At 52.6% G+C, this 13,058-nt stretch carries 9 protein-coding genes; 4 read left to right on the top strand and 5 right to left on the bottom strand.

The features are described from left to right. The first annotated feature begins 104 nt into the window (after positions 1-104). The 4 genes from HF324_RS30405 to HF324_RS30390 all read left to right on the top strand — a co-directional run bounded on the left by HF324_RS30405 (position 105) and on the right by HF324_RS30390 (position 5,348). On the top strand, positions 105-2,294 hold the full coding sequence (locus tag HF324_RS30405) for a DUF5916 domain-containing protein (protein WP_246269325.1): 2,190 nt from the start codon (positions 105-107) through the stop codon (positions 2,292-2,294). Between the two features lie 414 nt (positions 2,295-2,708). Continuing rightward, complete coding sequence (locus HF324_RS30400) at positions 2,709-4,067, top strand: peroxiredoxin family protein (protein ID WP_193114975.1); 1,359 nt, start codon at positions 2,709-2,711, stop codon at positions 4,065-4,067. A gap of 352 nt (positions 4,068-4,419) precedes the next feature. Then, positions 4,420-4,572 carry a hypothetical protein gene (locus HF324_RS33735; RefSeq protein WP_235021499.1) on the top strand — a complete coding sequence of 51 codons (153 nt, stop codon included), beginning with the start codon at positions 4,420-4,422 and terminating at the stop codon, positions 4,570-4,572. 425 nt (positions 4,573-4,997) lie between these two features. Continuing rightward, positions 4,998-5,348: a LytR/AlgR family response regulator transcription factor gene (locus tag HF324_RS30390; protein WP_168807271.1), complete on the top strand. Its 351-nt coding sequence runs from the start codon at positions 4,998-5,000 to the stop codon at positions 5,346-5,348. On the opposite strand, the gene HF324_RS30385 is transcribed toward HF324_RS30390, so the two are convergent. From HF324_RS30385 to HF324_RS30365, 5 genes are all read right to left on the bottom strand, one after another. Beyond that, positions 5,345-6,037, bottom strand: a complete 693-nt coding sequence (locus HF324_RS30385) for an AcvB/VirJ family lysyl-phosphatidylglycerol hydrolase (protein WP_168861538.1) — start codon at positions 6,035-6,037, stop codon at positions 5,345-5,347. The genes HF324_RS30390 and HF324_RS30385 overlap by 4 nt on opposite strands. Before the next feature lie 44 nt (positions 6,038-6,081). After that, positions 6,082-8,667 carry a phosphatidylglycerol lysyltransferase domain-containing protein gene (locus HF324_RS30380; RefSeq protein ID WP_168861537.1) on the bottom strand — a complete coding sequence of 862 codons (2,586 nt, stop codon included), beginning with the start codon at positions 8,665-8,667 and terminating at the stop codon, positions 6,082-6,084. A 99-nt stretch (positions 8,668-8,766) separates the two neighbouring features. Then, positions 8,767-10,338 (bottom strand): T9SS type A sorting domain-containing protein, encoded by a 1,572-nt coding sequence (locus tag HF324_RS30375; protein WP_168861536.1) that lies wholly within the window; start codon positions 10,336-10,338, stop codon positions 8,767-8,769. 50 nt (positions 10,339-10,388) lie between these two features. After that, positions 10,389-11,312, bottom strand: coding sequence for a phage tail-like protein (locus tag HF324_RS30370; RefSeq protein WP_168861535.1), 924 nt, complete (start codon positions 11,310-11,312; stop codon positions 10,389-10,391). 33 nt (positions 11,313-11,345) lie between these two features. Further along, positions 11,346-13,013 carry a phage tail-like protein gene (locus tag HF324_RS30365; RefSeq protein WP_168807260.1) on the bottom strand — a complete coding sequence of 556 codons (1,668 nt, stop codon included), beginning with the start codon at positions 13,011-13,013 and terminating at the stop codon, positions 11,346-11,348. Positions 13,014-13,058 lie beyond the last annotated feature (45 nt).

The following is a 13,058-nucleotide window of genomic DNA, read 5'->3' as shown; positions in this document are numbered from 1 at the left end:
AAAGAAGCCCTCAATTCGTAATTCGTAATTGCCTTTTATCCTTTTTTTCTAACGTCGTTTTTGCTTTTTTGTATTTTGTTCGTTCAACCCATAACAACCAAACTGTGCGTATCATTCCACGTGTCTTGTGCCTTCTGTGCTGCATATCGGTGTCGCTGGCAGCAAAGGCGCAACAACAAAAGAAAAACGAATCATACCATCTGCGGATCAAGAGAGCCGTTTCGCCCGTGAAAATAGATGGTATCATCGATGAACAAGCCTGGCAGGAAGCGGATGCGGCCACCAATTTCCATATGGTGTTGCCGATGGATACAAGTGCGGCCAGGTTGCGCACAGATGTTCGCATGACCTATGATCAGCAGCATATCTACCTGTTGGTAGAGAGTTATACACCGGATGCCGGTCCATACATGGTGGAGTCGCTCAGAAGGGATTTCGCTTTTCTGAAGAATGATAATTTCCTGTTGTTCATGGACCCGTTCGATGATCAGACCAATGGCTTCTCTTTTGGCGCCAACGCCGCCGGGGCGCAATGGGACGGGCTGATGTACGACGGTGGTAAAGTAGATCTTAGCTGGGACAACAAATGGACTTCCGTGGTGAAGAACTACAAAGACAAGTGGGTCTTTGAGGCGGCTATTCCATTTAAGACCATCCGTTATAAGAAGGGGATTACGCATTGGGGGATCAACTTCAGCCGCAATGATCTGAAAACCACGGAGAAATCGGCCTGGGCGCCGGTGCCGCGGCAGTTTGCCACCGCTTCGCTGGCTTACACCGGCAGCCTCGACTGGGATACGGTGCCACCTGCCGCCGGCCCGAATATCTCACTGATCCCTTACCTGTTGGGCGGTATCGCCAAAGACTATGACAAGGGTACGCCTTCCAAATTTCGCCGCGACGTGGGCCTCGATGCCAAGGTGGCCATCACTTCGTCTCTGAACCTCGATCTGACGGTCAATCCCGATTTCTCCCAGGTAGACGTAGATAAGCAGGTAACCAACCTGGACCGTTTCGAATTGTTTTTCCCGGAAAAAAGACAATTTTTCCTGGAGAATGGCGACCAGTTCTCCAATTTCGGTTACAGCACCATCCGTCCTTTTTTCTCCCGGCGTATTGGCCTGGGTGCGCCGATTCACTTTGGCGCGCGCTTGAGTGGCAAACTGAATAAAGACTGGCGGCTGGGTGTGATGAACATGCAGACCGGCAAGCAGGAGGAAATAGGGCTGCCAGCGCAGAACTTTACTGTGGCGGCTTTGCAGCGGCGGGTGTTTTCGCGCTCCAATGTAGGTTTTCTGTTTATCAACAAAGAATCGCTGAACTATGATCCGTCCAAGGTGGAGGACAAGCCCGTTTACTCACGGTACAACAGGAACGTGGGCCTGGAGTACAACCTGGCTTCTTCCAACAACTTCTGGACCGGGAAGGCGATGTTGCTGAAGTCCTATAGTCCGGGTAAAACGGGGCATGATTTTGCCCATGCCGCCAACCTGCAATATACCAGCAAGGTGTGGAATATCAGCTGGCAGCACGAATACGTGGGCCGTAACTACAACGCCGAGGTGGGTTATGTGCCGCGGCAGGGGTATATCAAGCTGATGCCGCAGGTGACGAGGCTTTTCTTTCCGCAATCAGGTGTTGTCCTGAGCCATGGGCCGCAGGTGACCTCCACCTGGTTTTTGAATGAAAATTTCCGTCGTACAGACAATGAAAGTATGCTCAACTACGGCATCGTTTTCCGTAAGCGTAATACACTGAATGTTTGGGCCTCCAACACTTATATCCAGCTGCTGAACCCTTTTGACCCTACCAATACAGGCAAAGACAGCCTGAAGACAGGCACGCGGCATAACTGGAATACCGTTGGCGCCGATTATGTGTCCAAGCCGCAGAGCCTTTTCACGTATGCGTTCTCCGCCCGTTATGGAGGCTACTATGAAGATGGTACCCGGTTAATGGCCAATGCTGAACTGGGGTATCGTTTCCAGCCATACGTGAGTATTGCCGTCAGCGCTAACTACAATAATATCCGGTTACCACAGCCCTGGGGCAACAATTCTTTCTGGCTGGTAGGACCGCGCCTCGATGTAACGATGACGAATACACTGTTCTTCACCGGTTTTATGCAGTATAACGAGCAACAAAAGAACATCAACCTGAATACCCGTTTCCAGTGGCGTTATCGCCCGGCTTCCGATTTGTTTATCGTGTATACGGACAACTATCTGCCGGAACCGTTTTATGTGAAAAACAGGGCGCTGGTGCTGAAACTGGTGTACTGGTTTAATATTTAGTGATCACGTTGTTGACTATACGTAATTTCCTATCAGGTGCAGGGAGCTTCCCGCAGCTCCCTGTACGCCGGTAACTAACGTTCTCCACTACACGCTCATTGTTTAGGGGAGGCGCTACCGCCTGCCTTTTTCCCGATGCCTACCGCATGTATATTTCAATCGATTTCTGAATCCCTGTCGCAATCTCCCCATTTTTTCAAATTTTGCCATTTTTTGTTAATAAGCAGATGTTTAGATCTCGTTAACATTTCAATTCGCAATTCCATCTATCATTGTGATCGTAAAACACAATAGCCGCATCCTAAAAAAACTAAAACAGCTCAAAACATCAGAGTTTTCATTTACTATCGTTGTGAATACAACCCCCTGCGGTTTTTACTGTGGGGATTTTTCATGTCCCTAAAATTATCATGTATGCAAGGCTCCCAAAAACTGTCGTTTATACTTTCAGTAGGATTCCTGATGATACTGCATCCGGTGGCAGCGCAGACATTTATCACCATCAGCGGAAAGGTAAAAGGGGGGAGCGGGCGGCCCGTATCGGTATTATGGTGGAGTGAACCAGGCGTATCTCCGGCGAAAAGCCAGGAGGCTTTATTGCAGAAGGATTCCTTTAGTTTTCAATTGCCGGCGGAGCCGGTAGCTGCGCTGTTCTTTTACCTGGATGCCGGCGGCGCGAATAACTTCTACGGGACACTGCTCCCGGGCGACAGTCTCTCGCTGATGTTCGGGGAAGATACCCTGGTCCTCTCTGGTCGTGGGGCAGCCGCCTGCCGCGCACCATACCTCGCCCGCAGGGCGCAGGAACGGGTAGCGCGGCCGGTAAAAGACGATGCTGCCTCTCGGGTAGCCTGGTACCGGCAGCAGCTGCAGGCTGCGGAAAATGTTTTGCTGGGGTATCGCGACAGCCTTCCGGTCTTTATTTATACGATAGTACGGGCCAACGTGCTGGGAGAAACTGCCGCCAAAATGATCGCCTGCCTGTGGCATGCGTCGCCGGAGGGAATCAGCCTGGCGCAACAGGCATCTTTATATCAGCAGGTGATCCGGCCCTCGCTGCCGGCGGTGGTGCCCTCCGATACCACTGCCTTGGCTATACGATATCTGAACTACCTGTTGCAGAAAGCGGAAGCGGATTATTTTATGCAGCAGCACAGTCAGTGTACAGACCGCGAAATCTATGAGTGGATCAAAACGCATTATTCTGGTGTGTTGCGGGATAAACTGCTGGCCCATCAACTGTTGCAAAGCCTGGCCGCGGGCGGGCAACAGGAAGAGCTGGCCAACTGCGCGCACGACTACCTGTCCATTGTGCAGCATGCCGCCTGTAGGCAGGCTATAGCCGCCAGGTATGGCAAGATCAAAAAAGGCATCAGCAAAGGCATGCCGGCGCCGCCTTTCAGTCTGCCCGACAGCGCCGGGCGGCCTGTTAGCCTCAGCTATTTTAATGGCAAAGTAGTATTGCTGCATTTCTATGATGAGGATGACCAGCTGCTGCCTTCTCTGTCGGAAATCAATACCTGTTTCAATAAAGAAGAAGTGGTATTCATTCATATCAATTGTAACAACAACCCCGTTCCCAAATATCCCGGTCTGCAGTTGCAGGCTGACGGCCATATAGCCGGTGTCCTCGAACAATATAATATTAGTCGGTATCCTGCCTTGATTGTCGTGGGAAAGAACGGCGCCATCTACGCCACCCGGCCTCCGGACCCCACTGCTGATCACGGCGCAGCCCTTGCTGACATTATCTATGCGGCATTATTGCAGTAGCCCCATTTTCTGCTTATATCCAATATTTTATCTGTTCCAACGTTTATAAAAAGTACGCAGAACGACCGCATCAGCGCCATTGACCCGCAGCCGATTTTTAGAGAGAAACCCGTTTAAACTCAGTTTACTAATATTTATAATAAAATATATATATGGGAAATCTGGTTTAATCTTAGTTATTATCGTAAATTCAATATATAACCGTTAAGCCCCTCTATGCCACATGCCAAAGCGTTATTTTGATCGACTACAAACCATTGATTACCTAATCAGGATCAAAGGGACCGGTAAACCCGCTCAGTTAGCCAAGCGGCTTCGTATTTCCGAACGAACACTCTATGAATTCCTCAAAATGATGAAGGAGTTAGGTGCTCCCATTGAGTACGACCGGTACAAGGAAAGTTATTACTACTCAGAAAAAGGTGGTTTCAACATCCGGTTCTCCAAGAACCTTGTTACCGCCGCTGGTGCAGTAATGATGCTCCTCCTGATCAATCTCTGGTAAAAAGTCGGCGCCCCGGTTCACTTACCAGATCACCGGTAAGTAATCACTGCGCTTCAGCCGCCCCCAGTGGGCCTAAGATTCACACCGGCGGGTCATTAACCACCCTGCCAGCCCGAATCTTTTGTTACATCTTGAAAAAATGGACAGCCAACAGGGATTCATTCCTGTCCTGTCCATTTTTTTATTAAGCTTAAAATCTTTACAAATGATTCACAAATTCCTGCTTTATTCCCCCCATATTTACCAAAACGAAAAGTAACCCCGTTGGTATCCCCTGACAGGCCCCAACCGGGACCACTATAAAACGACTTTTTTTATAACGCGGTTTAGATTAGATTTTAGATTACACGCAGGTTTCTCTCCAGTCACCTGCTTATTTCTTATATTTAAGGCAATCTGATCGCAACCACACCAAAACAAATCTTATGTCCCGTAATTATTTTATGCTTCGCTGCGGTGATCAGCACGAAAAGATACCGTACGACGAACTGCAATACCTCGAAGTGATGAACGACCACATCCTGCTGCATCTGCAGGATAAACGCCTCGTGACTACGGAAACACTCGACTGGATCATGTCGCAGCTGCCCACGTCTGCCTTCCTGCGCGTGCATCAGTGGTATGTTGTGGCCTATCGTCATATCACCCATCTGGGGGACGATCATGTCCTGATCGGCGATGTCAGGATACCGGTCAACGCCCAGGCACTGCTGCCGCTGGCCGCCGCCATGGCCGGCAACTCACCGGCATTAAACGAACTACCGGATAGCCGTTAAAATTTTGTCCGCCACCCCGTTGGCATCTTCATCATAAGTATGCCCGCCAGGTAATACCAGCTTCCTGTAATGTGGTATCGTAAGATCGGCCAGGTTAAAATCTTTCTCCCCCGCCCGAATACCAGCAATACAGGCTTGCCGCTAATGCGGTTGATCTCTGCTGTGACGTTCATCCCCTTATTGGACGAACGTCCCAGCATATCAGAAATATGAACTTCCATATCGGTAAACCGGGAGGGCGATAAAAAAACAACCTGCGTCACCTGCGCAGACACATCTTCCGGTAACTGATTGTAGATGAAAGGCAACACATCGGCGCCCAGGGAATAACCCATCAGGATTACGCCATGACTGACGCTCCAGGCCGACTGGTAGTGGCGGATCAACGCTGCCACATCCGCCGCCGCCTGCTGCGCCGTTTTCCTGTTCCAGAAATATTTCAGGGCATTTAATGCCACCACCGGGTAGTTGTGCTGCTGGAAGGCATCCAGCATGTTGACGGAAAACTTCTTCATCCCGCCATCACCGGTAATATAAAGAATCAGCGGAGCAGTGCTGCCCGCCGCCGGTGCTTTTACCAGCACGGGCAACTTGTTCACATTGCTCTGCGCCGTCGACTGTAAAGCCAAACATATCAGTAATCCCATCAGCCACCAACGGCCTGTCTGTAATAAATATCCGGATAGCATATACAAAAATATCTCCTTCCTCCCAATCAAAATCTGTTCCGGCCTCAGGGCTGCATCACCTTACTCAGCGCCGCCGGCAACTGGATCAGATCAAAATCGTGTTCGTAAATCAGGTACTTGTTGGTCCACATCGTGGCATATTTATCCTTGAACTCGCGTAACCCCTGGTAATGACGGAAGAAACGCAGCTTTTCATAGGCGTACTTTACCATCTTTTCTGCCGTGTTCTCCGGCTGACTGATACCGGACATCGGCACCATCCCCAGGTTGAGGTATTGCAGGTCTTTGGCCTGCGCATCCTGTATCAGCGCAATAATCAGCGCATCCATTACCCCGCCGGGCGCATTGGTGCGCTTGCGGATCAGGTCATAGGTGCATTCTCCCGGCGCGTAATCAGGGATGATATTAAGGAACGCTGCAATCCTGCCATCGGCATCCGTCACCGTGATCACATCCTGGTCCCGCATGGCATCCACATCGAAAAGCCCCTGTGAAAACGTCATTTCTTTGACTTCATATTGCTCCAGCCACTCATCGCTCACTTCCTTCAGGGCGGATAACATGGCCGCAGATTGCGGCGCTGCGTGCAGTTGGGTCACATAACCCTTGTTGGCCAGGCTGTTGAGCGCATTACGCAGCGATTTTTTATCCTTGCCACTCAGCGTAAAATCACGGATATCCATAATGGCTTCCTGCCCAATCAGCATTTTTTTCTTCTTCAGCTGGCTGAAATAATAAGTGCTGTCTTCATCTACCCGGTAAAAAGCAGGCCGCAGGCCCATTTTCTTACATTGTTGTTCAAACTCCTCCAGCAGCAACAGTTTATTGTCTTCGCTGCAAACCGGTTCTTCCAGCACAATCGCAAAACTGCTGGCCACCCGGTAAGCGATAAAACCTTCATACTGGTCCGATACATACAGTATCTTGTCGTCTCCCACTTTAAAATAATCCATCGGTGAATCACCATACTGGCTCAGGTAGAAGCGGGCCTTCTCTGCAGAACTGTTGTTATGTCCGGATACAGGCAGGTAAGGACGGATAACGGTATAGAACAGGAAAGCCCATGAACTCACGCCCAATACCCGGATGGCCGACATAAATTCCCGCGCAAACCGCGTTACCGGTTGCAATCCATCGTCTTCCAGCAGCATAAAACAGTGAAATGCATGGCGCAGCGACTGTTGCAGCGTAAAGTCAATACCAAAGTGCCGCACGTTCAGGAAATAGAAACCGATGGTGCCGAAAAGCAGCACCAGCAGGAAGGTAGCGACGGCCGTAACAACGCCGATGTTCACCAGTTGCGGATTGCTTTTTACACGGTACTGCCGGGCGGTGATCAGCAGCAGGATACTGGTCACCAGCGCAAGGCTGGCCTCTTCGTAGTCGAGCGCTTTGCCGATGTGCCCCAGTACAGATATCAGCGATACCGACAACGCCACGATCCAAGCACTGCGCAGCCCTCTGAAAAGAAACGTGGCGGTAACCAGCAGTACCAGCCCCGAAAATACCACCAGCAGGTTGGATGCATGGATAGACGTACCGGGAATATAGGCCCGCAGCAGATGCATACGGTAGGCTAACGGTGGCGTCAGTACGGAGAAGATATTGACCATACCCAACAGGAAAATCAGGATGGGCGGCAGCAATCGCAGAACCAGGTCGCGGCCTTTCAGCGCAAAGGCCACCATGCCGGCCGCCAGCGGCAGCCAGAATTCAAACAGGCGGAATAATAAAGTGATTTCCAATGCCTCCAGCGTGCTGTAGCCATAGTTGCTGAGCAGGTAAGCGAGTGACAGCTCAATGGCGCCCAGTCCCCGTAAAAACGGAGAGATGATCAGGAAGATGGTCGCAACGATATAACCCACACAGGCGGCTTCCAGCGAGGGCGTGACGCCGGTGGCCAGCATGCTCAGGTAGAGATGCGCCACGCCGGCCACTTCTATCAGTACAGATGCGAGAACAGTGTAGGTAAAGGAAGGAAGTGACAACCGGAAGGTAAACATTTCATCCACCTTGTGCGCAGTAGCCGGGAAATACCGGATCAGCAGCCGGTAAGCTTTACCTTTGGTTTGCATGGACCGTACCAGCCCTACTACCGCACCCAGCAATACGCAGATGGCGGCGAGGCCCCAGGCGGCATCTTTCATGCTGCCGGTATGCAGCATGGCATACATCACCACCGGAATGCCCACCAGGAAAACAGACAGGATACCGATAAAGCCATAAATGCCGGATGCCTGATGTATCTGCTGTTTGTGTAACTGCGACCGGCGCAGGCTTTGCGGCACATAGGCCAGCGAACTGATACCGCCGGCCGGCAGGAATACGGACAACAGGTTGCGTTTCAGGAATAATTCAGTACCCAGATAAGGGCTGAGGCGGGCGCCGACAGCACGGAAACTGAACACGTACATGAGCGCCTGCAGCAGTATGTACACACCGGTGATGGCTATGCCGATCATCGCCCATACCCGGTCGGCCCGTTCAACGGCGGGCACCAGTGATTTCAGTTCATGACGCTGGGAACGGAAAAAATAAATCGCTAACAGAATGAATAATAAGGCCAGCATCTCCTTCCAGTGGAGCTTGCGCAGAAAAGCAGCAGACAGGATCTTTTTTTCAAAAGGCATGGTAAATGGTAATACTTGATTTTGTCGTTAACCCACAAAGTTAACCCTGTACTTTGGTGTAAGGCGCGTATAGCAGAGAGTTTAAGCGTATTTTAATGTCTATTCCATCAGGACAATTTTTTCGGTATGTATCGTTTGCCCGTTTTCATCGAGGAACTGTAAAAAATAGATGCCCCTGGCGAGATAAGAAGGAATATCCAGTTCATAATAATTGCGGGTGGGCAGCGGTTGCCGGTATTCCTTTGTCAGGATACGCCTGCCGGGAACATCCAGCAGTGCGATGGCTTTCACATGTACGCCGGCGCCGTAGTAAATGTGCACTACACGGCCGCGGACGGGGTTGGGCCACACGGTAATATCACCTCGTTCGTTTTTACCTTTCACGAGGCGCACGGGCCCGTAGAAGAAGCTTCCATCGGTCATGCTGACTTTCAGCCGGTAGAAAATAAATTTATCATTGGGTTGATAATCAGTGCTTGCGTAGCCAACAGGGAAGTAACTGATGCCGCCGGGGGAGCTGCTTTTCACGAACCCGATGGAATCGAAGTTATTGGTACCGGCGTATTTACGTTCCACGGTGAAGCCGGCGCAGAAGTACTCCCGGCCGGTGATCCAGTGCAGCTGCACGCTGTCGGCGTTGGTGTTGCTGCGGGTGGCTTCAAAATATTGCAGCGTGGTTCTTTCGGGGCTGTTGACCGTTTCTGCCACCAGGCTGGTGAAATAATTGGTGGCCGCGAGGTGTTGAAATGTCCTGACGCCATAGGCCGCCTGATGGTCCGGCCCGGTGGTGGAGAAGATGCTGGGCGACAAAGGGGCTGCGCGCTGTGCCGCGATGTCCCAGCCGGAAGGCAGATAGCGGGCCAGGTAGCTGGTGTTGCGGTTAGCTTCATATACCGGGCCTTCATCGCCGAAGCCATGCACCAGCCACAGGTTGATAGCAGCGTCCGGTTGGGATACGTCTACCTGCCACGTTTTGTTAACGCTTGTCAGCAACAGGTTAGGGCCTGTGGTAAGGTTTTGGTAGGCGCTATCGGTAACCCCTACACGAAAATCGGCCATCGTGCCTTTGTTGGCAATGGCGGCAGGTGTAAACGAGGCAGGACGGGTGCCTACCGGAAATACCACGGTGCCACTGGAAGCGGCTATCTGTCTGCGGTAGAGGAAGCCGCCGGCGGTAACGATAAACCGTTCGGGAGAATAATGCAGGATCTCTCCCGGCGTATGATGCCCTACCACCAGGTTCCAGCCGTTCAGGAAAACATACCCTTTTCGTATATCCAGTACGTTTACCACTTTGAGATCGCTGAGATCGTCGAGGATAATGCCCGGGGATGTTTCCACACTCAGGTTGGGGAAACTGGCCCCGGTGTTCATGACAGCGCTGAAGCCGCCGGTGATATGCTGGTAAAGCGCCGGATCGGGCTGTGTGAAGCGGAATAACCCGCCCGTGGCGCTGAAGCCGTCGCTGCTTTCATCACGGATCACCGCGTTGTTGCTGTTACGCCAGCGTAGTCCGAAGAAATTCACTACAGAGCCGCTGGTGGACAGGATATTGCCTTCATTGACCATATCCCCGAAGATGCTGATGGTGTCTGTACCGAAGATGCCGATGCGCGTATTGGGATGCAGCCATGTAGCTGCCTGCCCCGCCAGGGTGGCGGGAAGAAGCAATAGCAGCGATATGTAGAGCAGGTACCGGATAAAATATTGTTTTAGGCCGGCTAATAGCCGATGACCGTGAGAAAGACTTTATGTGATTTGTCAGTGTCTTGCGTCAAGCCATTCAGAATGGCCAGAACTGCGAGGTTGCCACGGACAATCAACAGATTGACAGCGGTTGTCGTGTAACTGGCTACGATAGGAATAGGACCGTCTGAAACTCCTGTTGTACCTCCTAAACCAGTAGCCTGAATACTCAGGATATTGGTAAAACCGGCATTGGAGATGTTGGCTGTGACCGAACCTCCGCCTGCGTTGTACAGGGTATCGGCCCATATTTTTATGGTATTGTTCAGCGGGGTGGAGGAGCTTTTGTTGTAAAACAACGGTGCGGCGGCCATCCGTACCACTTTGCCGGTAGCGTCCACTCCGATACCGGCGGCACTGGCCGTCACCGGCGATGCGCTGGTGAGGTTTTGTAACAATACGCCGGAAGTATTGGCCACGCCGCTGTTGACATGCAGGGTGGCGGAAGGAGTCGCGGTGCCTACGCCCACATTACCGGTGGAGGAGATGGTCACCCGCTGGGTATTGTTGGTCCTGAATACCAGGCCGGTAGCGTCGGTGGTGCCGACGAATTTAGTGAGTGTATCAGTACCGGTGTTGCCGGTCAGTTTCCAGCTGCTACCGGTAACGGCTATACTATCTGCCAGGCGCGACCAACCTCCGTTACGTCTTACCATCACGCTGCTGGCAGGGATATAGTAGATCAGCATGCCGTCGGGAGAAGAGGAGAGCGGTGCTACAGCGGTGTCCTGGATACGGGGAAGCAACAGGCCCTGGGTCTTCGCTCTTATTTCCAGCAAGGCTGATTTGGTGGTGGCAGCAACGGTATCGCTCAGCAGCAGCTGTTGCGCCTGCAGCCCTTGCCACAGCAGCAACAGCGCGCAGGTGAGCGCGCAGCCATGTAATATGATTTTCAGCATAATAACAGTTTAGCACCAGTAATGTGTCGTTGTCTATTTCTTGATGACCCACCAGTTGGTGCCGTCTGTCTGAATGGTTACATAGGTGTAGTTGTTGTAGATGGTGTAATTGCTGCCACCCTCTATCTGTCCGCCGGTAGGCTGGATGATTACGCTGTTGTCGATGCTGCCGCCGGTTTTTTTGATGGTATATACACGGCCAACGATGTTGGTGCCGGGAGGCAGGGTGATGGTAACGGACCCGGTGGAAGCGTTTACCAGTACGGTGTTGTCTGTTTCGGTGAGGCTGCCGGAGCTGTTGACGGACCGGATGTTCATGGACATGGAGCCGCTTACCTGCAGGGTGGAGTTGGCGCCGGCGGCACTGCCGATGTTGGCGCCTTTGCCTACGGCGAGGGAGTCGCGCAGGGTTTTGTTGCCCGCAAAGGTCTGCGTGGAATCGTTGACCACCCCGCGTGCCGTGGTGCTGGCATCGGGCACGTTGATGGTGATGCGGTTGGTAACGGAGGTACTGTCGATGTTGACATCGGTACCGGTTGTACCGGTGAGGAAGGAGATGGCGGGACCGGTTTGTCCGTTGATCTGCCGTATGCCCACGGAGAAAGCGCTGGAGTCTACCAGCCTGTTTTCGATGGCGCCGGTGGCGGGATTACGGAAAAGCACGCTGGTGGTGGCGGTGCTGACGGTGGGCGGGGCGGTGGCGAGGGTTACGTTGCCGGTGATATTGGCGCCGCCAGCGGTGACACGCAGCCCGTTGCCGACGGAAGCGGTTCCTGTTACACCCAGGTTGCCGGCCATGCTGGCGCTGTCGCGGAATGTTTTAACGCCGGCGAAGGTCTGGCTGGTGACCGATACGCCGCCCGGATTGGTGGCGTCAGCGGCCACCAGTTGCAGGGTGCCGGTAGCCGGGTCCAGGGCGAGGCCATTGGCGTTGGTCGGCGTGTTTATAAAAGCGCCGATGGTGATGGCCTGTTGTTTACTGCTGAAGTTTGCCCAGTCGGCGTAGGTAAGCAGACCGGTTTTCTGCGTAGTGCCGTTCACGATAGGAACGTTCATGGTGATGGTACTGTCTGCTGCCGTGGTGGTGATGCCATAGGCTGCATTGACGGTGTCTGCCCTGATGGTAAATCCTTGTCTGGCTACGCCGTTGAGCGTACGGATGGCGTCATTGAAGGCCGCAGCGGAGAGGTCCCGCTGGTTGACGGTGCCGGTAGCCGGATCGATGACCAGTACGCTTATCAGCGAGGTGCTGGCGGGCACCTGTTTGAGGGCTACGTTCTGATTGGCGCCGATACTGATCGCTTCGGTACCGTTGGTCCTGATGGACAAGGGCTGATTGTCGGATGTGCCGATATAGTCTGCCGACGTGGTGCCCGCGTTGCCTTTGAGTTGCCAGCTGCTGCCGGATACGGAAAGGCTGTCGGCCAGTTTGGCCCAGTATCCGCCGCGGCGTACCAGGAGGCTCTGTGTGCCGGTAAAATAGATGATCATCCCGTCGGGCGCGGTGGTGAGCGGCGCCAGGGTGGTATCCGGAATGCGGGGAAGCAGCAGGCCCTGCCGGAGGCTCTCCAGTTCAAGAATAGAAGCTTTGTTGATGGTTGACGGATTATCACCGATTTTCAGCTGCGCCCACGTTGTCTGGGACGCCAGCAGGAATAGCAGTAATGCTGCCAGACGAAGAAGCGTGTAGTTCTTTTTCATGCACAAGAAAATTAAGGGATGAGTGGATAAGGGGGACAAAGCGGT

The sequence above is a fragment of the Chitinophaga oryzae genome, from assembly GCF_012516375.2.
GTDB classification, from domain to species: domain Bacteria; phylum Bacteroidota; class Bacteroidia; order Chitinophagales; family Chitinophagaceae; genus Chitinophaga; species Chitinophaga oryzae.
The sequence above is the reverse complement of the archived record's forward strand: the minus strand, read 5'-3'. Positions and strand labels throughout refer to the sequence as shown.

Bases quoted from the DNA above. Each gene is read 5' to 3' on its own strand.
- HF324_RS30400 (WP_193114975.1), top strand. From the start codon at position 2,709: ATGCAAGGCTCCCAAAAACTGTCGTTTATACTTTCAGTAGGATTCCTG.
- HF324_RS33735 (WP_235021499.1), top strand. From the start codon at position 4,420: ATGATGAAGGAGTTAGGTGCTCCCATTGAGTACGACCGGTACAAGGAA.
- HF324_RS30390 (WP_168807271.1), top strand. From the start codon at position 4,998: ATGTCCCGTAATTATTTTATGCTTCGCTGCGGTGATCAGCACGAAAAG.
- HF324_RS30385 (WP_168861538.1), bottom strand. From the start codon at position 6,037: ATGCTATCCGGATATTTATTACAGACAGGCCGTTGGTGGCTGATGGGA.
- HF324_RS30380 (WP_168861537.1), bottom strand. From the start codon at position 8,667: ATGCCTTTTGAAAAAAAGATCCTGTCTGCTGCTTTTCTGCGCAAGCTC.
- HF324_RS30370 (WP_168861535.1), bottom strand. From the start codon at position 11,312: ATGCTGAAAATCATATTACATGGCTGCGCGCTCACCTGCGCGCTGTTG.
- HF324_RS30365 (WP_168807260.1), bottom strand. From the start codon at position 13,013: ATGAAAAAGAACTACACGCTTCTTCGTCTGGCAGCATTACTGCTATTC.